This is a genomic window from Parasphingomonas caseinilytica (assembly GCF_036663755.1).
Lineage (GTDB): Bacteria > Pseudomonadota > Alphaproteobacteria > Sphingomonadales > Sphingomonadaceae > Sphingomonas.
Window position 1 is genome coordinate 181149 of sequence record NZ_JAXOJL010000004.1, and the last position, 20091, is coordinate 201239.

The window sequence follows — 20091 nt, forward strand, 5'->3', positions numbered from 1 at the left end:
ATGTGGAGCTACATCCTTAAGCTGGTCGTGCTGCTGCCCTTGGTCTGCGGCCTGATGGTCGGGTGCCTGTGGGCCTGGCGCAAGCTGGAATCGCGCCTGCCGGGCCAGCCCGCCAACCGCATGATGAAGGTGCAGGAGACGATGATGATCTCCCCCGGCCTGCGCATGGCGGTGCTGGAATTCGAGGGGCGCAAGCTGCTCGTCGCGGTCGGCCGTGGCGGCGTCACGCTGATCGACAAGATCGAACCGAAATGAAGACCTCCGTCACCCGTCACGGCCATGGCCCGGCGCTGATCAAGGTGCCGCGCGCGGCCCGCTCTGAGGCCGGCGGCGGCTTCGGCTGGATCGGCAAGTTCGTCCTGATCGCGCTCGGCATCCTGTTCGCGGTGATCGTCGCGCATCCGGCGTTCGCGCAGGCCGCGCCCGCGGTTCCGGCGACGCCGGGCGTGGGCGACGGCATCGACCGTGCGATCAAGGATCTGGGTGCCAACTCCGCCGGATCGGGTGGCCAGGCGCCGCTGGCGCTGTCGCTGCAAGTGCTCATCATCATGGGCCTGCTCAGCATCCTGCCGGGCATCCTGCTGATGATGACCAGCTTCACGCGGATCATCATCGTGCTGGCGATCCTGCGTCAGGCGATGGGCCTGCAACAGACGCCGCCGAACCAGGTGCTGATCGGCCTGTCGCTGTTCCTCAGCTTCTTCATCATGTCGCCGGTGATCGGCCAGATCAACACGCAGGCGATCCAGCCCTATTCGGAAGGCAAGATCGCCGCGACCGAGATGATCAAGACGGCGGGCGTGCCGCTGCACGATTTCATGGTCAAGCAGACGCGGGTCAAGGACATCATGATGTTCTCGACGATCGCCAAATCGCCCAAGTTCGCCAGCCCCGCCGACATTCCCTTCGCCGTCCTGCTGCCCTCGTTCGTGACCAGCGAGCTGAAGACCGCGTTCCAGATCGGCTTCCTGATCTTCCTGCCGTTCATCGTCATCGATCTGGTGGTGGCGACGGTGCTGATGTCGCTCGGCATGATGATGCTGTCGCCGACGATCATATCCCTGCCGTTCAAGCTGTTGCTGTTCGTGCTGGTCGACGGTTGGGCGCTGACCATGGGCTCGCTCGCCAACAGTTTCGTGAGTTAGGCGGGCGATGGACGCGCAATATTTCCTGACCGTCGCCAACGAGACGATGTGGGTGCTGGCGCTCGCCGCCGCCCCGATCCTGATCCCGGCTTTGTTCGCAGGGCTGATCCTGGGCATGATCCAGGCGGCGACCTCGATCAACGAACAGACCTTGTCGTTCGTCCCGAAACTGATCGTCGTGGCGATCTCGATCCTGGTGTTCGGGAGCCTGATCCTCGGGTTGCTGAGCGATTTCACGATCGGCATCTTCGAGCGGATTCCGGAATTGGTGCGCTAGTTTGTGGGCGATGCCGAGACCTTCTTCGTCATCCTGAACTTGTTTCAGGATCCAGGCGCGGCCGCACGCCAAACGGATAGTGTCCGTGGATCGGCTGACCGCGCCTGGATCCTGAAACGAGTTCAGGATGACGGCGTATTTCGGGTCGTCGCGTGAACACGCTCGGCTTCGGCCTGTCGATCGAGCCGCAATTGTGGGCGTTGATCTTCGTCATGATCCGCATCGGGGCGGCCTTCATTGCCGCGCCGGTGTTCGGCGCGGTATCGGTGCCGGTGATGGTGCGCGTCGCTCTGTCCGGTGCGATCGGCGTGCTGGTGCTGGGCACGCACAGCATCGTACCGCCGGCTCAGGTGTTCGGTTTCGCGACGTTCCTCGCGGTTGCTTCCGAGGCGCTGATCGGGCTGACGATGGGCTTCATCCTGCAGATCGCATTCGCCGCGCCGATGCTGGCGAGCGAAGTGATCGGCATTTCGATGGGCATCGGCTTCGCCAACGCGATCGATCCGCAGAACGGGCGGTCGTCGCCGGCGCTCGGCCAGTTCTTCTCGATCATGCTAACGCTGTTGTTCCTGTCGGTGAACGGCCACCTCGTATTGGTCGAGATGGTGGTGAAGAGCTACGACGTGCTGCCGGTGGGAGCCGCCTGGCTGACCGCCGCGCAGCTAAAGAACATCGCATTCTTCGGTGGGTATACGTTCACCGCAGGGCTGCTTATCGCGCTGCCGGTCGGGTTCCTGTTGCTGTGCCTCAACCTCGTCGTCGGCATGTTGTCGCGGTCGGCACCGGCGCTCAACCTGTTCGCGGTGGGCCTGCCGGCGAGCCTCGCGGTCGGCGTGATCGCGCTGGCCATGGCGTTCCCGGCAATGGGTGATTTCATGCTGGTCATCGTCCGCGAGGGCCTGGCCGCCGTGCAGACTCTGGTGTTCTGATGTCGGAGGAATTCGGCGAAAAGACCGAAGCGCCAACCGCCAAGCGCAAACGCGATGCGGCGGAGCAAGGCGATGTGCTGCGCTCGCGCGAATTCGCGACGGCCTTGGTGGTGATGGCGGGCTGCGGCTGGCTGGCGCTGTTCGGCCCCTCGCTGGTCGGCGCATGCAAGGCGGTGATGACCGCGAGTTTCCAGTTCGGGCGCGGCGATGTCGAGGATTTCGAGCCGTTCCGCCCGCTGATGCAATCGGGCTGGAAACTGGCACCGTCGATGATCTCGCTGTTCGTCATCACGCTGGCCGCCGCGATCCTGAGCCAGGCGGGCCTCGGGTCGCTCGGCTTCAACGACAAATTGCTCGCGCCCAAGGCCGGGCGGATCAACCCGGCCTCCGGCCTGAAGCGCATCTTCGGCACGCAGGGGTGGATCGAGCTGGGCAAGTCGCTGCTCAAGGTGATCCTGCTCGGATCGATCGGCACATACATGCTGATCTCCGCTTCGCACATGACGATCGGGCTGGTTTCGTCCGACGTGGAAAGCGCGACCGGCGCGCTGGGCAGCACGTTGATGGGCATCCTCTTCGCGATGGCGACCGGGCTGCTGATCATCGCCGGCATCGACGTGCCGGTGCAATTGGTCCGCCTGCTCGCGAAATTGCGCATGACCAAGCAGGCGATCCGCGACGAGCATAAGGAGAGCGAAGGCTCACCCGAGGCCAAGCAGGCGGTGCGCCAGCGCCAGCAGCAGGTGTTGAAACGCGGCATGCGCAAGGCGGTGGCCGAGGCGCATGTGATCCTGACCAACCCGACGCATTTCGCGGTCGCCTTGCGCTACGATCGCGGGCGCGATCAGGTGCCGGTGGTGGTGGCCAAGGGGCGCGGCGTGCTGGCGCTGGCGATCCGCGAGATCGCCGCCGAGAATCAGGTGCCGGTGCTGGAATATCCCGCGATCGCACGCGCCGTCTATTACACCAGCAAGGAAGGGCAGGAGGTGCGCGACGATCTGTATATCGCGATCGCGACGATCCTGGCGTTCGTGTTCGGCATCAACGTGCAAGCCGGCGGAACCGCGCCGATCGTGGAGGTGCCGGGAAGCGCGAAATTCGACGAAAATGGCGTGAAACATTCCTAAAGATTCGGCTCTGCCGGTCGATCTTAGAGGTGAGTTACCCGGGGACCGACCATGACGACCACCTCTTCGATCACCACCGCGCTCGGCGCCGGATCCGGGGTGGACATCAACGCGCTGGTCGCCTCGCTGGTCAGCGCGCAATTCGCCAACAAGACCAACCAGCTGACCACGCAGAGTGCAACGATCACCAAGCAGATCTCCGGCGTGTCGACGCTGAAGAGCGGGATCACCAGTTTTTCGAGCGCGCTGAACAGTCTGGTGAAGGGCGGAACGCTCTCCACCCAGCCGACCAGTTCCAATTCCGGCATCCTGAACGTCAGCGCGCTGTCCGGCGCGAAGCTCGCCGGCCTGTCGGCCAGCGTCGAGGTGCGCCAGCTCGCCGCCGCGCAGGTCGCCACCGCCGCGCCGCGCGCCGACCCGATCGCCTCGGTCGGCAAGGGCAGCTTCACGCTCACCTTCGGCACGGCGACCGTCAGCGATGGCACGATGACCGGTTTCGCCGCCGGATCGGGCGCGCCGATCAACATCCCGATCACCACCGGCAATTCCGGCCTGACCGGCATCGCCCGCGCGATCAACGCCGCCGGCGCCGGCGTGACCGCGACGGTGCTGACCGACTCGGCCGGCTCACGTCTCAGCATCCGGGGCGCGACCGGCGAGGCGAAGGCCTTCACCCTGACCGCCACCGAGGATCCCGACGCACCGGGCCTCGCCGCGTTGAACATCGGGCCGGGGGCCACGGGAACGACGGTCGGATCGGTCGCCAAGGACGCGATCGTCGCGGTCGACGGCACGGCGCTCAAGCGCTCCACCAACAGCATCAGCGATCTGATCACCGGCGTGAAGCTGGATCTGGTTTCCGCCTCGGTCGGCACCACCGTGACGATCGGCACCACCGCGCCGACCTCGTCACTCAGCCAGGCGGTGAACGACTTCGTCGAGACGTTCAACCAGTTGAACACCGCGATCAAGGAACAGACCGATCCGGTCACCGGCGCGCTGAAGAGCGATTCGGCGGCGACCGGATTGCAACGGCAGTTGCGCCAGCTAACCCTCACCCCGCTGGCGACCGGGGCCGCCGCCGGCGCGCCGACCACATTGGCGGAAATCGGGGTGAAGACCAACCGCGACGGATCGCTGTCGGTCGATTCGACTTTGCTGTCGTCCATGCTCAACAAATATCCCGAAGCGGTCGAGACGATGTTCGCCGACGGCAAGGGCGCGAGCGGCAACGGCCTGTCGGCGGCGCTGGCATCGATTTCTGATGCGGCGACCAGCATCAAGACCGGTCTGGGCGCGAGCGCGACCCGCTACAGCAAGGCGCAATCCGATGTGGCGAGCAACCAATCCGACCTGACCGATGCCGAGACCGCCGCCACCACGCGGCTGACCGCGCAATTCGCCGCGATGGATGCGCGCGTCGCCGCTTACAAATCGACCCAGGCGTTCCTGACGCAACAGATCGACGCGTGGAACAGCAAGGCATGATGTACGCAACCGCGCTCGGGCGCGATCCCGAGGCGACGTATCGGCAGATCGATATCGCCGGGCGCACCGCCGGGGCGGATGGGCCGGCGCTGGTGCAATTACTATACACCGAACTGGTCCGCGCGCTGCGCGTCGCGGCCTGGGCGACGGAAAACCGCCAGTTCTCCATGAAGAGCGAGAAGATCACCCGCGCCACCGCAATCCTGTTCGCGCTGGAGCAAGGCCTCGATTTCCGGGCCGGCGGCGAGGTGTCGGGCACGCTCGCGCGGCTGTACGGCGGCGCGCGGCGGCAGATCGTCGAGGCGAGCATCGGCCACGATCCGACGCCGTTCCGCGAAGTCGCGGCGAGCCTGGAGGAGATCGCCGCCGCCTGGGCGACGATGCGCGCGGCGTGATCGCGCACGACATGGTTGCCGCGGCGTTAACCAAATCGTGACCTGATTGGTCCTAGGCTCGCCCGATCCTATTGGAGTGGCAGGCATCATGGAGCTTTTCGGGAACACCGACAAACGCGCGCGCACCGTGTTGGCGGTGGACGGCAATCGCACCAACCTCGGCGTGATCGGGCGTCGGCTGGGCCATCTCGGCTATCTGACCGCGCTCAGCGACAACGGGCCGGAAGCGCTCGGGCTGATCGCCGGACGTGGCTTCGACGTCGTGTTGCTCGACATGGCATTGCCCGGCATGCCGGGCCTGCGCGTGTTGCAGGAGATCCGCGGTTCGCTGGACACCGCAGACCTGCCGGTGATCATGCTGACCGCGCGGAGCGACCCCGCCGCCGCCGTGCAGGCGCTGGCCGCAGGCGCCGACGACCATGTCGCCAAGCCGTTCGACTTCGACGTGCTGGGCGCGCGGATCGAACGCGTGCTGTCTCGCGGGCGGCGCATCGCCGAACTCAAACGCGCCAATCAGGCGCTGGACGCGCGCATCGCGACGCGCGCGATGGAATTGGGCGAGGCCAAGGCCGAACTGGCGGAAACGCGCGCCGACCGGCAGCGGCTGATCGCATCGATCCAGGCGCTGAACGATCAGGTGGAGCGGCTGGGGACGGAGAATTGAGGGGTTACCCGATTGTTACGCGCTTCCCCGGCGAAGGCCGGGGCCCAGTCGGGAGACTGACGTAATCGGGTGCCGCGCATCATAACCTCGACCTTCGCGACTGGGCCCCGGCCTTCGCCGGGGAAGCGGCTATGGTGTGTTTGCGATAGTTAAACGAAGCCCAGATCGATCGACAGGCCCGCGCCAGGATCGTCCGGCATCGCATCGCACACGATCCGCACGGCATCCGCCCGCGCGCGATCCAGGATCGCGGACGGCACGGTCGCGCGGTGATAGAGCCGATCCGCCTGTCCGAGCAGGCGCGCCTGACGCAGCGTGAGATCGTCCGGATCGGGCGAGACGAGCCGGATCTCGACCGATGCGTCCGCGCTTTGTCCTGTGTCGGCTAGCCATGCCGTGACGGAGGCCCGCTCGTTCAAGGGATCGAGCAGACCACCCGGCCCCATCCCGCCACTCAAGGCACGGCGGCGATCGATGGCGGTCGGATAACGTTCGCGGATCGCGCCGCGCTGTTCGAACAATCCGCGCGCCAGACCACCCAAAGTGGCGGGCAGCAGCGTTTCCAGCCGTTGCCTGAGCGCCGCCGCCAGCCCGGCGGACGCGCCGCCGGTGCCGATCGCCACCAGCACCGGGTCGCGATCGACGATCGCCGGCAGGGTGAAATCGCACAGATCGGGCCGGTCCACCGCGTTGACCAGCACGCCGCGTGCCTTCAGCCGGGCGATCGCCGCCAGCGCGGATGCGTCATCATCGATCGCGACGATGGCGATCTGCGCATCAGCCCCCTCGTCGCCGATCACCGCGCCGGCGCGTTCCAGCAGACGGCGCTTGGCGTCCGCCGCCTCGCCCTCGCCCAGCAGGATCACCTGTCGCCCCGCCAATCTGACGAACAGCGGCAGGCTGTGTAACGTCACGCCTTGAGCCACTCCGGCACGCGTTCGGCGGCGAGGATCGTCTCGGGCTGGATGCGATCGGCGACCACCGCGAACCGGTCCCCATCCACCAGCACTTCCGGCACCAGCGCACGGCTGTTGTACGTACTGGCCATCGTCGCGCCATACGCCCCGGCCGAGCGGAACACGGCGAGATCGTCGGACGAGACGAGATCGATGTCGCGGCCCATCGCGAACGTGTCGCCGGTCTCGCACACCGGACCGGCGATGTTCGCCGTCATCCGCGCGCCGCCGGGGTGGACCGCTTCGAATTCGTGATATGCATCGTACATCGCCGGGCGCGCGAGATCGTTCATAGCCGCATCGACGATGACATAGGGGTTCACCGCGCCGGGCTTCACCCAGATCACCTTGGTCAGCAGCACGCCGGCATTGGCGACCAGCACGCGGCCGGGTTCGAACATCAATTCGACGTCCCAATCCTTCGTCACGCGCGCGACCATCGCGCCGTAATCCGCCGGGCTGGGCGGCACGTCGCCGGGCTTGTAGGTGACGCCCAGACCGCCGCCGAGATCGACTCGGCTGATGAAATGGCCGAACTTGCGCAATTCGGCGATCAGTTCGCCGATCCGGGCATAGGCGGCCTCCAGCGGCGCGAGATCGAGCAACTGACTGCCGATATGGATCGCGATGCCGCGCAGCGACAGGCCGTCCAGTTCGGCGAGCCGGCCGTACATCTCGACCGCCTGATCGATCGGCACGCCGAATTTGTTCTCCTTGCGACCGGTGGAGATCTTGGCGTGCGTGCCGGCATCGACATCCGGGTTGACGCGCAGGGTGGCTGGAGCGCGCAAGCCGCGTGCATGCGCCATCGCCGCCAGGACTTCGCCTTCCTCCTCCAGCTCCAGATTGAACTGGCCGATCCCGGCATCGAGCGCGGCGGAGAGTTCTGCGCGCGTCTTGCCCACGCCCGAAAAGACGATGTCGGTGGCAGGCATGCCGGCGGCCAGCGCGCGGCGCATCTCCCCGCCCGACACGACATCCGCGCCATACCCCTCCTGCGCCAGCACGCGCAGCACGGCGAGGTTGGGATTGGCCTTGATCGCGAAGGCCAGATGGACGCGGCCCGCCGCCTTCAGCCCATCGCGAAACACCTGCGCGTGGCGGCGCAGGGTGCCGGTGGAATAGACATAGACGGGGGTGCCGACCGTGTCGGCGATCGTCGTCAGATCGACCTGCTCGCAATGGAGGCGGCCGTTCAAAGTGTGAAAATGGTCCATCAGCGTCCCGGTGGCAGATCGAATTCGTCGCTGCGGCGTTCCTGCGACTGGGTCAGCAGTTCGTCGCTGCGCTGAGGCCGGGCCTGGCTGCCCGGCGTGAGCAGCTGGTTCGGCGTCGGCGTGGCGGTGGCACCATAGGGTGCGACGGGCAGCTTTTCGCCCTTGGCGGGCGACAGGCCAGTCGAGGCACCGCACCCCGCGAGCGCCAGTAGCGCGGACGCGCCGAGGAAGGGCAGCACAGCTTTCATCGTCACGCTCCTGCTCGTGCGGCGGCGATCGCCGCACGCACCCGCGCCGGGGCGGTGCCGCCGAAACTGGTCCGGCTGGCGACCGACGCATCGACGCTGAGCACGCCATAGACACGTTCGTCGATTCGCGCATCGATTGCTTGCAGGTCGGCGAGCGGCACCTGATCGAGCGCCACGCCCAGATCCTCGGCGCGCTTTACCGCGCTGCCGGTGATGTGATGCGCCTCGCGAAACGGGATGCCGCCGACGCGGACCAGCCAGTCGGCAAGATCGGTGGCGGTGGAGAAGCCGGCCTCGGCCGCCTGCCGCATGCGGGTGGTGCGGAACGTGGCGCTTTCGACCATGCCGGTCATCGCCGCGATCGACAGGCCGAGCAAATCGTGCGCCTCGAACACCGGCGGCTTATCATCCTGCATGTCCTTCGAATAGGCCAGCGGCAGGCCCTTCATCGTCACCATCAACGCGGTCATGCAACCGAGGATGCGCCCCGAATGCCCGCGCACCAGTTCGGCGGCATCGGGGTTGCGCTTCTGCGGCATGATCGAACTGCCCGTCGACCATTGGTCGCTCAGCGACACGAAACCGAACGGCTGCGACGCCCAGAGAATGAATTCCTCGGCCAGCCTGCTCAGATGCAACGCGCATTGCACGGCGGCGGTCAGATATTCGATCGCGAAGTCGCGGTCACTGACGCCGTCCAGGGAATTGCGCGTCGGGCCGTCGAAACCGAGCGCGCTCGCCGTGGCGTCGCGGTCGATCGGGAAGCCGGTGCCGGCGAGCGCCGCCGAGCCGAGCGGGCAGAGATTGGCGCGCGCGCGGGCATCGGTGAAACGGCTGCGATCGCGCGCGATCATCTCGTAATAGGCCATCAGGTGATGGCCCAATGTCACCGGCTGAGCGCTCTGCAGATGGGTGAAGCCGGGCATCACGCTGTCGGCATGCTCCTCGGCGCGGGCGAGCAAGGCCTGCTGGAATGCGGCCAATGCGCCATCGACCTGATCGATCGCATCACGCACCCACAGCCGGAAATCGGTCGCGACCTGATCGTTGCGGCTGCGCGCGGTGTGCAGCCGGCCGGCGACCGGGCCGATCAGCGCCGACAGCTTCGCCTCGGTCTGCATATGGATGTCTTCGAGCGTCAGATCCTCGGCCACGCCGTTCGCTTCGTAATCCGCCGCGACCTGCGTCAGGCCGGCCGAGATCGCCGCCGCATCCTCGGCCGAGACGATGCCCGCCGCGCCCAGCATCCGCACATGCGCCTGCGATCCGGCAACATCCTGTCGCCAGAGACGCTTGTCGAACGGGATCGAGGCATTTATCTCGCGCATCACCGCCGCGGGCCCTTCCGCGAACCGGCCGCCCCACATCGCATTGGATGCGTTCATGTCTTTCCGATCGACGATCGTACCGCTCCTGCTGATGCTCGGCTCACTCGCCGCGTGCGATAAGCAAGACTCCGCCAACACTCAAGCCGAGGCCGCACCTGCCGCTCCGGCCCCGGCCACGACACCGGCGGAAAAGCCCGCTGCGATCGATCGCAGCCACAAGGGCGAGACACCGCCATCCGTGAGCTTCACCGCGCCCGACGGCAAGCCGACGAATATCGCCGCGTTCAAGGGCAAGCCGGTGCTGGTCAACCTCTGGGCGACATGGTGCGCGCCGTGCGTCAAGGAAATGCCGACGCTGGACAAGGTCGCCGCGCGGATGACGGTGATCGCGGTGAGCCAAGACCTGGAGGGCGCTGCGAAGGTAACGCCGTTCATGGCGAAGGCCGGCTTGAAGAACATCAAGCCCTATCTCGACACCAAGGTCGCGCTCAGCACCACCTATCAGGCGAGCCTGCCGACCAGCATCCTGTACGATTCGGCCGGCAAGGAAGTGTGGCGGACGACCGGCGGCATGGACTGGGCATCGCAAGCCGCGACCGACCTGCTGGCGGAGGCGAAGTAGGCGATTCAGCGGTCAACTACACAGCTATTTCGTCCTTGCGCCTGGCTTTTTGTTCCTCGATTGTTCTTGTGACGAATCAGTACAACAGGAACTACCCATGACTGAGATCGAGCCTGTGATTTTACAGGAGGACGAAACCACTGGCGATCGATTCCTGATATATGGAACCGATAAGGGTACGCGTCTCGACATCCGGTACGCAGGCGAAGCGCTTTGGATGACCCAAGCCCAGATCGCGGACCTCTTCGGCAGGGACGTGTCCGTCATATCGCGGCATATCAGTAACATTTTGGAAGAAGGCGAACTTGAGGAGAGCAATTTGCAAAAAGTGCAAATTGCATCTTCAGCCAAACCAGTGACCCTTTACAGCCTCGATATGGTCATCTCGGTTGGTTACCGAGTTTCATCGGCTCAAGCGACGCTCTTCCGACGTTGGGCCACCGAAAAGCTGGTCCAGTTCGCCACCAAGGGGTTCGTGATCGATCCCGTCCAGCTCAAGCAGCCCGAAAATACCGACCGCCTCGCCGAATTGCGCGAGATCATTCGCGATATCCGGTCTGACGAAGCCAACGTCTATCGCGAGTTGCGTCGGATTTGCGCGATGTGCCAAGATTATGATGGAGATTCGCCGGTCTGGCGGGACTTCTACACCAAAACGCAGGCGAAGATCGTCTATGCAGTCACCTCCAAAACGCCGTCCGAAATTCTCTCAAATCGGGCAGATGCGGGCGAACCGAACATGGGACTGACAAGCTGGCCCAACGACAACATCCGGAAGAACGATGTCACTGTCTCGAAGAATTATTTCGGGGATTCCGAGGTCAAGGAACTCAACCGCCTAACCACCATCCTGCTCGATATATTCGAGGATCAGGCAGAATTGGGTCGGTTGGTGATGATGGATGACGCGCGCAGCATTTTGGACCAGCAGTTGCAATCGCTCGGCCGCGTCCTGCTCGCCCATGGCGGCAGCGTATCCGCCAACGCCGCGAGGCGGCATGCCGAGCGTCAGATATACAGTGCGAGCCGCAAAGCCGACCGCCAGATCGAAGCCGATCAAGCGATGGCAGCGCTGAAGCATCAAAATAAGGCGCTACCCAAAACCGGGCCGGCGAAAAAGCAATGAGTTAGCTTATGGCGGGCGACTTGCCATCGCCGGATCGCTGGATGCCCCGTGAGGAATCGTATCTCTTGTTCGCCATTGTTCGCCACTGGCCGTTCAACCCACGGTGTTCCGGCTTGATTCACGTTTGCCGTTTCGCTTTTGTTCGTTGACGTTCGCCAATAGCCGGGGCATTGTGTGGGAACGATGTGGGGAGCGATTTGGCGAAGTTGACGGCCTTGACGGTGAAGAGCGCAAAGCCTGGTCGCCATGCCGATGGCGAGGGCCTCTATCTGCTCGTGAAGCCAACGGGTGCCAAGTCGTGGCTTATCCGCGTTCAGGTTGACGGCAAGCGCCGCGACGTCGGGCTGGGCACGGCGGACACCTCGGCGCGCGCGTCCGGAAAGGGCGAGCCCTCGCCTATCCCGATCCCCATTCTGCAACGTAAGCTGCTCACGTTGAGCGAGGCGCGCGAAAAGGCGGGGTTGCTTCGGGGTGCCGCCAAAGCCGGGCTGGACCCGATCGTCGAGCGCGACCGCTCACGCCGCGTCGTCCCAACCTTCCGTGATGCCGCCATAGAAGCGCATGGCGCGCTCAAGGAAGGCTGGTCGGAGAAGGGGGCATTGGCCTTCCTGAACTCGCTCACGAGCCACGTATTTCCGCTTCTGGGCGATCGGCGCGTCAACGACATTGCGTCCGCCGACATCACATCCGCGCTGATGCCAATCTGGACGAGCAAGCCCGACATGGCGCGCAAGGTGCGGCAGCGTATCGGCACCGTCCTCAACTATGCCCACAGCCAAGGTTGGCGGCCTATCGAAGCGCCAGTGAAATCCGTGAGCGTTGGTCTTCCCCGGCAACCCAAGAGCGGCAATTTCGACGCGATGCCGTACGCCGATGTGCCGGCCTTTGTCGCAACCATGCAGGCCAAGCCTCCCACCGCCGGGCGATTGATGCTTCTCATGCAGATCTATACCGCAGCTCGCCCTGGTGAAGTCCGAGGGGCGCGCTGGGGGCAAATCGATTTGGCCAAGCGAGATTGGCACAGGCCTGCCGACATGATGAAAGGTTGGGGATCGCCTGCCCACACCGTTACACTGAACGAGGCCGCTTTAGAATTGCTGAGGCTATTGAAGGGCGATCGGACGCCGAAGCCGACGGAGCTTATTTTCCCTGGACGGGGTGGCGCTATGATGTCCGACATGACCCTGAACAAGGTGCTGCGCACAGCAGGGTTGCCCTACGACGCCCATGGGTTTCGCAGTTCGTTCCGAGATTGGGCGGCCGAGAAAATGCGTGACGTGCCCGACCCGGTAGCCGAAGCTGCGCTCTCCCACGCTGTTCCGGACAAGGTCGTCGCGGCATATAAGCGGACGGCTTTTCTCGAAATGAGGCGAGAATTGCTGGAAGCTTGGGGTGCATTTTTATCCCGTGATATAGCATGAGCGCGCCCGGATGTTCTTCGCCGTTTAGGGTTGCCATGGCCCTTAAGTTTCTCCGCGAAAAGCTCGCCGTGGACGCGGGCGTTGATCCCAATTCCGGTTTCTTTCTTAGCGACGAGGCAACTTCATTTGAGCACGAAACTCCTATGGGCCGAGCGGATCGGGAGGAGTACCTTCAAACGTTTCGCAACCGAGCGCTTGGTGAGATCGCAGGTCTCATAGAGGGGTGTCATATCCGTGTCTGGAACACGCGAAACGGGGGGCTTGAGATCGCGGCTCCTGTATTCGCCGCGCAGATCGTGTTCGAAGGTGACGATGAAGTAAATCATCTTTGCTTTGATCGCGCCGAGTGGGACGCCGCCGTCACGTCGCTTCATCCCGAATTTAGCGCGAATATCTCCGCTCCGGAGACGGATTGCCGATCCGCGCCCGTTCCGCCCGCCGGCAAGGCATGGTCAGAAGCAAAAATGAAAGCCGCGATCGAACGCTGTGAAATCCAAAATCGTGAAGAGGCCTGGAGCAAGGTCTTTCTGCCGCGAAGAAGCGAACATGGTTGGGATAACAACGCCTTTCGACTTGTCTGGCCGGAGGCGCGCGGGACAAAGGGTATGAAGGGACGCCCAGTTCGCCGACATTAATGCGCGCGTTGCACGCGTAACGCGCATTTCAACGCGCATTAGAATGCGGTCAAATTCGCTGTTGCCCGCCGGCATCCCCCGGCACCCGATGGAGGCAACAACATGGACGAACCGTTCTTCTCGATCACACAAGCCCGCGCTGAACTCGGTAACATTGGACGCACTCTCGCGTACGATCTCGTTGCCCGAGGCGAATTAGAGTTGGTCAAACTCGGTCGTAAAAGCCTGATCACCGGCCGGTCGATTAACAGGCTGAAGACCAAGCTGCTCGAACAGATCGCGGCGTGAACAGTCATGCTCAGCACAGCGGGCTGCGTCGCCCTTGAGACGCGAAAGGGCCGGACCGCCACAGTCCGACCCTCCACAAAATTGCTTAGCAGCAGCGGGATTATCGATAGCACCGAAGCCCTACGGCTTCAACGCCTTCGTCTGCTCGGCATCCTAGGCTGTCGTGCCGAATTGATCGCGGGCTTGGCCTGGGGCGTGGTGCAACATGGCTGAGCAACATCAGGCCGCCGCGATGTCGCTGCTAACCAAGGGCGTACCGCTGAAACCGCGTGAGGGGCCATTCCTCGGCGGGATCGCGTTCGACGCTAACCCGCTTTCCGAAAAGCAGGCGAATTGGCTTTCCATCCTGCTGAAGAAGCATGGGCTGGATGCGCCGGAAGGGGGTGAGGCATGAATATGCATTATCCCAATCAGCCCGGCCATCGCGGTATCGACACGTCGATCGAAGCCGCTGCCTTGATCGCCCCCGCCGCTGGCAAGCTGCAGCGCATGGTGCTGGACGCCATCGCCGGAGCCGGGGTTTCAGGGCGGACCACGGACGAGGTGGCAGGCTTCCTTGGTCTCAACCGCACAAGCGTCCAGCCCCGCACCTCGGAGTTGCGCCGTAAAGGCCTAATCCGGGACAGCGGGCTGCGTCGGCCCAACGCGTCCGGTGTCCGTGCAATCGTATGGTCAGCAACCAGGGGGAAGGCACATGGGTAACCTCGTCCAGTTCCCCCGCCCTCACGACGATAGCCGGGGAACGGTGCATGTCATGCCGGGTAACACCGGCGGGTTCGAGATCGGCCACGAAAGCGCGTCTGGCGGGAGTTGGGGCAGCTTCTCCACCTACCCCAATGCGCAGGAAGCGATAACGGCCGCCTATGCGCTTAACCGCGACGTTTATCAGGGCACGTGCAATGTCTCGATCTGCGACGCGGCACTGAACAGCGCCATCAGCACGGAGGATTTCTGATGCTGATGAACCCCTATGCCGCTTATGGTCGATCGGGTGAGAAGAGCCGCGTGAACGATCTGCCGCGCATCTGTGCCGACATCCGCGATCGCTTTCCGGTATCGGGCGTGGCGGCGCAGGCTGGCGTAAAGCTGCAGCGTGCCGGGCGGGAATTGAAGGGGTGCTGCCCCTTCCATCCGGACAAGTCGCCCAGCTTCACAATCTACGCCGACGATCGACGCTTCCAATGCTTCGGCTGCGGTGCCGAAGGTGACGTGCTCGACTTCGTGCAGCGAGCGTATGCCGTGAAGCTGCTGCCCGCGATCGAGATGTTGGACGGCGGCGCACTGCGCGAACTTGAACAACAGCGCGTCGTGGCAACGCCGAAGGCCGACTGGCCAAAGGCGGCGCTGTCAATCTGGAACGAAGCGACCGCGATCCAGGGCACGCCGGGGGCGGTGTATCTGCGCTCGCGGGGCATCACGATCGATCTGCCGCCGACGCTGCGATTCGCGCGACTTCGCTATCCGCAGGAACATGGCCGGCGACCCGCGTTGATTGCTGCGGTCTGCGCGCCCAATGGCGATCTCACCGGCATCCAGCGCACGTTCCTAACCGACGATGGTCGTAAGGCCGATGTGCCAGAGGTGAAACTGTCGCTCGGGCGGGTAGCGGGCGGCGCGATCCAGTTGGGGCCACCCGTTGCCAGCCTGATCGTCACTGAAGGGCTGGAGGACGGCTTGACCCTCTCGCAAGCGCTCGGGCGCTCGGTGTGGGTGTCCGCCGGAACCTCTATGCTGCCGCGCATGGAATTGGCGGACGTGACCCGCGCCGTCGTGATCGGGGCGGACGGTGATGCGCCGGGCGAAGCTGCCGCGAACAAGGCGGCGCATGCCTTCGCTGCGGTCGGGCGGAAGGTGCGGATCATGCGCCCCTCCCCCGGCTTCAAGGATTTCAACGCCGAGCTGATGGAGGCGGGATCATGATGGCCGCGTCGCTCCAGAAGCAATACGACGCCGCCGAGCCGTTTGCCGGGGCCCCTGCCACCGAGCCGGTGACGATCGCCGCCTCACCTTTCCGCTGGCCGGACAATCGCTCCCTGCCACGTCGCCCTTGGGTATGGGGCCGGTGGCTGCTGCTCGGCACCGTGTCGGCGATCGTAGCGCCAGGCGGCGTCGGTAAGTCGTCGTTCGTCGCGTCCATGCTGCTGTCGCTCGCCAGCGGCCGGCAAGAGATTCTTGGCAAGACCGTATGGGCCGGGCCGAAACGGGTCTGGTATTGGAATCTCGAAGACGGGCTGGCCGAATTGGAGATGCAGCTTGTCGCCGCGTCGATGTTTCACGGCGTCGGGCAGGACGCCTGCGCCGATCGGATCTATCTCGACAGTGGCCCTGATGGTGCCGAACTGCGGATCGCCGTCGAGGATCGCAACGGATACAGCATCGCAGTTCCGGTGGTCGAAGCGCTGGTCGCTGAACTGCTGGCGCGAAAGATCGACGTTCTGATCATCGATCCCTTCGTATCGTCGCACGGTGTGTCCGAGAACGACAACAGTGCTATCGACGCGGTGGTGAAAACTTGGGCGAGCATCGCCAAGCGGGCGGGCTGCGCGATCGTGCTGGTCCACCATTCGAAGAAGCTAGGCAACGAGAAGGTGACGGCCGAGTCGTCGCGCGGTGCCAGCGCGCTCGTGTCGGCGGCGCGCGTCACGCTGGTGCTGAACCGCATGGACAAGGAGGAGTCGCAACGGTTCGGGATTGCCGAGGACAAGGAGCGTCGCCGGTTGTTCACGGTGCAGGACGACAAGGCCAACCGTGCGCCCGCCGAGGATGCGCAGTGGTTTCGGCTCGCGTCGCAGAATGTCAACAATTGCCAGGGGCCAGACGATCCGTTCGGCGACGAGGGCGACAGTGTGGGCGTGGTGACGCGGTGGACGCCACCCGACGCGTTCGAGGGTATCACCGTCGAACATCTCCGGCGCGTGCAGCAGGTTGTGGCAGCTGGCGAATACAAGGCTCACCACACAGCTTCGGACTGGGTTGGGAACGCCGTCGCCGAAGTTCTCGGGGTCGATGCCCAGGACAAGGCGCACCGCGCTCGCATCCTGAAGATGATCGCGGCGTGGGAAGCGAACGGCGTGCTTCGGATCGAAGAACGGAAGGACCAGAACCGTCAGATAAAGAAGTTCATGGTTGTCGGGAAAGCCGCCGATGACGTGTCTGCTACACCTGCGAAAGGTGTAGCGTCGCACACCGTCGCACCGTCGCAAGAAAGTGCTACGCTACACCCCGCCCCCTATAGGGGGGTGGGCGTAGCAAATGCTGCACAGACCGAGACGCAGGTGTCGCAAACCAAACCCGCGCCGGTGAAGTCTCGAACGGTTGTTTTCCCGGTTGATGGCCCTGCTCGATCGACACGTGGAATGATTCTCGCGCCGGGTGAACTTGGCGATGACGTGGAGTTCGACGCATGACGCATAAACTCGATTCCGTATCGCTGGACCTTGATGAGGGGGAAACCCAGGCACAGGCTGCAGCCAGGATCGGCCTCAGCCCATTGCTGCGGCACTCAGCGATCGCAACCGGGGCAGGCCAACAGCTTGCGAAATTCCCGGGCATCGATGTGGATGGCAGCGACGCGTACAACGCCATGGTGGAGCAGGCGGCCAAGGCCCGGTTGGGGGATCTCGGCTTTGCAAGTGATGCCCTAATTGCGCAGGCGCACACGTTGGATGCCACGACCACCGAGCTTATCCGCAGGGCGTTTCTCAACATGGGCGTCGATGGTCACCACGAGATTTTCAAAAGCTACATGACGCTGGCGCTCAAGGCGCAATCGAATTGTCGGGCGACGATCGAGGCTCTTACCAAACTTCATCAGCCACGAGAGCAGACCGTCCATCATCGCCATTATCACATCGGACCAGACGGCCAGGCCGTGTTCGTCGAGAACGCTTACGGGGGAACAGGAAATGCAGGAATCACCGATCAAGCCCATGCAACGATCACCGCGTTGCCTGGCTCGGACGCGATCGGGTACGGAGTGCCAATCTCCGGCGGTAAGGGGGAAGAGCCGTTGCCGAATGCACGGGGGTGCCAAAGGAAGCGGCGCTCCTCGCGGAAATCGCAACGCAATGAAACACGGCTTAAGGTCGGCGGAGATTGACCGTCTTCGCGCGTACCTCGCAGGCTTGAAAGACCAATAAATTAGAACAAATAGAGGGTGCTACGGCTCCTTTAATGAGCGGCACCTTGCTCAGTTTGCTCGTGATTCTGCATCCTCTATCCTACAGCCATGACTAGACTGATCAGCGATGGCGCATGGCGCGGAACCTCATTGCGGGGATCCTGTTAAATGATGGCGGGAGTTCTCTCTGGCGTGGTGGCCGCGAAAAGCGGGCCACCCGCCCCTTTCTTCGTTGTGCAGCCCAGCGTAAGCCCAACCAACGGCGCTACCGGCCAAACCTTCACTGCTACCCCCGGCACCGTCGCCAATGGATCGATCACGTCGCGCACGTGGCTTTTGAACGGCTCTCCACTCAGCTCGGGTTTGACAGCCACGCCAAGCTCGGGAGGCTCGCTAACGTATCAGGAGTTTGCCGGGATAGTCGCTTCGAACCTGATCACTGCCACGGTCGCTGCGATCCCGGCGCTTCCCGCGAACATCGCTTGGCGGGCAAACGCGTTCTCGACGAGCGCAGCAGATGGTGCCGCGATCCCCGTCCCTGTCGTCACGGGCGGAACAAACCTCGCAGGCACTTATGGTTCGGCAAAGTTCGTCGCCAACGCCGTCAACGGTCTGCCGGGCATCCGGGCAGACGGTAACGCGCTTCATGCGATCCCCCGATCGGGCAACGCGGCGTATTATGCCGGGCAGGACGCTCAGAACTGGACGATGCATATCCTGTTCACGAACACGCCCACCCAGGATCCGCTAAACGTCTTTCTTCAAATCAACGACGCGAAAGACGCCTTGGTCAAATTGGGTAGGTCCGCCGGTCGCGAAGATACCATCGGTGCGAGAGTTGGGAGCGTCGCGACAATCTCCGCGCATTCGGTGGACGCTGGCCCGCACGTCCTCACGATCCGATCGACCACCGCAAGCGTTACCTCCGGCATCGGGCAAACCAGCGCTGGTAATACCCTCGTCGCGCTCGATGGCCTGCCGATCGGCATGTATGTCGGCACCATGCCCAAGCCCGGGGACGGCTCCGGCGGCGGAGTAAGCTATCTGTTCGGCCAGAACGGCGGCTACGCTCTTTATGCCACAACGACGACCGTGGTAGACATGCTGGTGTACAACGAGGTTCACACGCTCGGCCAGATTTGGGATGCGGCCAAGGCGCTTCGCTATTCCGCCGGCGTAGGCATGGCTTCCAAAATCCTAATGGTCCCCGGCAGCAGCTTGAAGCAGGGTTCTGGCGCTGACTCGCTGGCATTTTCGGTGGTCCCAGAGATCCTTCGCCAGTGCAATTTGCCGTTCGGTTCGGTGGGGGCGTTCGCGTTGGGCGGGATCGACTTCGGCGGCATGAACCAGATGGGGCCGGAGCTCGATGGGCTGCTTGCTCGCGTTGGGGCGGCGAACTGCTATCTGCTCGCGGGTGAGGGGTATAACGCCCTCCTCGGGAGCGTGACGGCCGCTCAAGCGGCAGCAAGTTTTGTCGCCTACCTGACCGCTCGCAAAGATGCTGGCTGGCTTCCGGCGAATATGTTCCTCGACACAATAACGGGCGTCAGCACAGCGCGCCAGGGTTACGAAAAGTATCCCGATTACGTGACGGCGGTTAAAGCGATCCCGGCGAACAACCCGGCGCTAGCAGCCGCTCGGGTCATCAACACGGCCGGCGTATATTCCGACAATGCGTCCGAGATCAGGGTTGGGTTCGATGGCAGCAATAACCCTTACAACATCCATCTAGTTGATGGCGTCCATATGAGCGGCAAGATCAACTACGCCACCACGGATAGCGGATACCCGTATCAGGTGGATAAAGTGTTCAAGGCACCGATTGGCGCATTGGCACTCGGTGGTTGATGGTTCTTGCGCCTTGGGTCGAGGCAGGTTCGTAACCGTCGCCTGATCGGTATCAATGCCGAAACGATCAGACGGGGATAGGTCATCCCACGGGGGGACCAATCATGACTAGAGTGAGGACAGGCGAGGAGACGCTGACACTGGACGACGAGCGTGTCTCCCTGCGCATCCAGCTTCACCTCCTACGCGAACGCGGTGGTGATCAGCACGAGATTGCATCGGGCGAAATTCGGCTCAAGGAGCTGAGCCGTCTTATT

25 protein-coding genes are annotated in these 20091 nt (G+C 63.7%); 20 read left to right on the forward strand and 5 right to left on the reverse strand.

Annotated elements, in window-relative coordinates; all coding sequences use genetic code 11:
- The 8 genes from U1738_RS10820 to U1738_RS10855 all read left to right on the forward strand — a co-directional run bounded on the left by U1738_RS10820 (window position 1) and on the right by U1738_RS10855 (window position 6025).
- A complete protein-coding gene (locus U1738_RS10820) occupies window positions 1-255 on the forward strand; it encodes a flagellar biosynthetic protein FliO (RefSeq protein ID WP_332789067.1) in 255 nt (84 codons plus the stop codon).
- Window positions 252-1145 carry a flagellar type III secretion system pore protein FliP gene (gene fliP / locus U1738_RS10825; protein WP_332789068.1) on the forward strand — a complete coding sequence of 298 codons (894 nt, stop codon included), beginning with the start codon at window positions 252-254 and terminating at the stop codon, window positions 1143-1145. Before U1738_RS10820 ends, fliP begins: the two co-directional genes overlap by 4 nt.
- Before the next feature lie 7 nt (window positions 1146-1152).
- Entirely contained in the window at window positions 1153-1422 is a 270-nt protein-coding gene (gene fliQ, locus U1738_RS10830; RefSeq protein ID WP_055780162.1) for a flagellar biosynthesis protein FliQ, read from the forward strand.
- Between the two features lie 152 nt (window positions 1423-1574).
- On the forward strand, window positions 1575-2351 hold the full coding sequence (fliR, locus tag U1738_RS10835; protein ID WP_332789069.1) for a flagellar biosynthetic protein FliR: 777 nt from the start codon (window positions 1575-1577) through the stop codon (window positions 2349-2351).
- The gene (gene flhB / locus U1738_RS10840) at window positions 2351-3478 is read left to right on the forward strand and encodes a flagellar type III secretion system protein FlhB (protein ID WP_332789070.1); all 1128 of its coding nucleotides are present in this window, start codon (window positions 2351-2353) and stop codon (window positions 3476-3478) included. Before fliR ends, flhB begins: the two co-directional genes overlap by 1 nt.
- 51 nt (window positions 3479-3529) lie before the next feature.
- Entirely contained in the window at window positions 3530-4966 is a 1437-nt protein-coding gene (gene fliD / locus U1738_RS10845) for a flagellar filament capping protein FliD (protein ID WP_332789071.1), read from the forward strand.
- The gene (locus U1738_RS10850; RefSeq protein WP_332789072.1) at window positions 4963-5361 is read left to right on the forward strand and encodes a flagellar export chaperone FliS; all 399 of its coding nucleotides are present in this window, start codon (window positions 4963-4965) and stop codon (window positions 5359-5361) included. Before fliD ends, U1738_RS10850 begins: the two co-directional genes overlap by 4 nt.
- 88 nt (window positions 5362-5449) lie before the next feature.
- Window positions 5450-6025, forward strand: coding sequence for a response regulator (locus U1738_RS10855; protein WP_332789073.1), 576 nt, complete (start codon window positions 5450-5452; stop codon window positions 6023-6025).
- Window positions 6026-6174: 149 nt separating this feature from the next.
- On the opposite strand, the gene U1738_RS10860 is transcribed toward U1738_RS10855, so the two are convergent.
- From U1738_RS10860 to argH, 4 genes are read right to left on the reverse strand one after another with little or no spacing between them, the layout of a single operon-like run.
- Window positions 6175-6939 (reverse strand): precorrin-2 dehydrogenase/sirohydrochlorin ferrochelatase family protein, encoded by a 765-nt coding sequence (locus U1738_RS10860; RefSeq protein ID WP_332789074.1) that lies wholly within the window; start codon window positions 6937-6939, stop codon window positions 6175-6177.
- Window positions 6936-8198: a diaminopimelate decarboxylase gene (gene lysA / locus U1738_RS10865; protein ID WP_332789075.1), complete on the reverse strand. Its 1263-nt coding sequence runs from the start codon at window positions 8196-8198 to the stop codon at window positions 6936-6938. The genes U1738_RS10860 and lysA overlap by 4 nt, the downstream gene beginning before the upstream one ends.
- A complete protein-coding gene (locus U1738_RS10870) occupies window positions 8198-8446 on the reverse strand; it encodes a hypothetical protein (protein ID WP_332789076.1) in 249 nt (82 codons plus the stop codon). The genes lysA and U1738_RS10870 overlap by 1 nt, the downstream gene beginning before the upstream one ends.
- Window positions 8447-8448: 2 nt before the next feature.
- Window positions 8449-9813 carry an argininosuccinate lyase gene (gene argH / locus U1738_RS10875; protein WP_332789206.1) on the reverse strand — a complete coding sequence of 455 codons (1365 nt, stop codon included), beginning with the start codon at window positions 9811-9813 and terminating at the stop codon, window positions 8449-8451.
- Between the two features lie 16 nt (window positions 9814-9829).
- On the opposite strand from argH, the gene U1738_RS10880 reads away from it, so the two are divergent.
- The 10 genes from U1738_RS10880 to U1738_RS10925 all read left to right on the forward strand — a co-directional run bounded on the left by U1738_RS10880 (window position 9830) and on the right by U1738_RS10925 (window position 17273).
- Window positions 9830-10396: a TlpA family protein disulfide reductase gene (locus U1738_RS10880; protein ID WP_332789077.1), complete on the forward strand. Its 567-nt coding sequence runs from the start codon at window positions 9830-9832 to the stop codon at window positions 10394-10396.
- A 97-nt stretch (window positions 10397-10493) separates the two neighbouring features.
- Window positions 10494-11522, forward strand: coding sequence for a RhuM family protein (gene rhuM, locus U1738_RS10885; protein WP_332789078.1), 1029 nt, complete (start codon window positions 10494-10496; stop codon window positions 11520-11522).
- Window positions 11523-11719: 197 nt separating this feature from the next.
- The gene (locus U1738_RS10890; RefSeq protein WP_332789079.1) at window positions 11720-12943 is read left to right on the forward strand and encodes a tyrosine-type recombinase/integrase; all 1224 of its coding nucleotides are present in this window, start codon (window positions 11720-11722) and stop codon (window positions 12941-12943) included.
- Complete coding sequence (locus U1738_RS10895) at window positions 12940-13578, forward strand: hypothetical protein (protein ID WP_332789080.1); 639 nt, start codon at window positions 12940-12942, stop codon at window positions 13576-13578. The genes U1738_RS10890 and U1738_RS10895 overlap by 4 nt, the downstream gene beginning before the upstream one ends.
- Window positions 13579-13680: 102 nt before the next feature.
- Complete coding sequence (locus U1738_RS10900; RefSeq protein ID WP_332789081.1) at window positions 13681-13866, forward strand: hypothetical protein; 186 nt, start codon at window positions 13681-13683, stop codon at window positions 13864-13866.
- A 205-nt stretch (window positions 13867-14071) separates the two neighbouring features.
- Complete coding sequence (locus tag U1738_RS10905) at window positions 14072-14260, forward strand: hypothetical protein (RefSeq protein WP_332789082.1); 189 nt, start codon at window positions 14072-14074, stop codon at window positions 14258-14260.
- Window positions 14257-14568, forward strand: a complete 312-nt coding sequence (locus U1738_RS10910; protein WP_332789083.1) for a hypothetical protein — start codon at window positions 14257-14259, stop codon at window positions 14566-14568. The genes U1738_RS10905 and U1738_RS10910 overlap by 4 nt, the downstream gene beginning before the upstream one ends.
- Window positions 14561-14821: a hypothetical protein gene (locus U1738_RS10915; protein WP_332789084.1), complete on the forward strand. Its 261-nt coding sequence runs from the start codon at window positions 14561-14563 to the stop codon at window positions 14819-14821. The genes U1738_RS10910 and U1738_RS10915 overlap by 8 nt, the downstream gene beginning before the upstream one ends.
- Complete coding sequence (locus U1738_RS10920) at window positions 14821-15786, forward strand: DUF7146 domain-containing protein (RefSeq protein ID WP_332789085.1); 966 nt, start codon at window positions 14821-14823, stop codon at window positions 15784-15786. Before U1738_RS10915 ends, U1738_RS10920 begins: the two co-directional genes overlap by 1 nt.
- A complete protein-coding gene (locus U1738_RS10925; protein ID WP_332789086.1) occupies window positions 15786-17273 on the forward strand; it encodes an AAA family ATPase in 1488 nt (495 codons plus the stop codon). The genes U1738_RS10920 and U1738_RS10925 overlap by 1 nt, the downstream gene beginning before the upstream one ends.
- Window positions 17274-17506: 233 nt before the next feature.
- Here U1738_RS10925 and U1738_RS20300 read toward each other — a convergent pair whose 3' ends face one another.
- Window positions 17507-17710: a hypothetical protein gene (locus U1738_RS20300; protein ID WP_443027001.1), complete on the reverse strand. Its 204-nt coding sequence runs from the start codon at window positions 17708-17710 to the stop codon at window positions 17507-17509.
- A gap of 85 nt (window positions 17711-17795) precedes the next feature.
- Between U1738_RS20300 and U1738_RS20305 the strand changes: the two genes are divergently transcribed.
- Together U1738_RS20305 and U1738_RS10935 are read left to right on the forward strand one after the other, a co-directional pair.
- Window positions 17796-18005, forward strand: a complete 210-nt coding sequence (locus tag U1738_RS20305) for an HGGxSTG domain-containing protein (RefSeq protein WP_443027007.1) — start codon at window positions 17796-17798, stop codon at window positions 18003-18005.
- Between the two features lie 149 nt (window positions 18006-18154).
- Complete coding sequence (locus U1738_RS10935) at window positions 18155-19834, forward strand: hypothetical protein (protein ID WP_332789088.1); 1680 nt, start codon at window positions 18155-18157, stop codon at window positions 19832-19834.
- Window positions 19835-20091 lie beyond the last annotated feature (257 nt).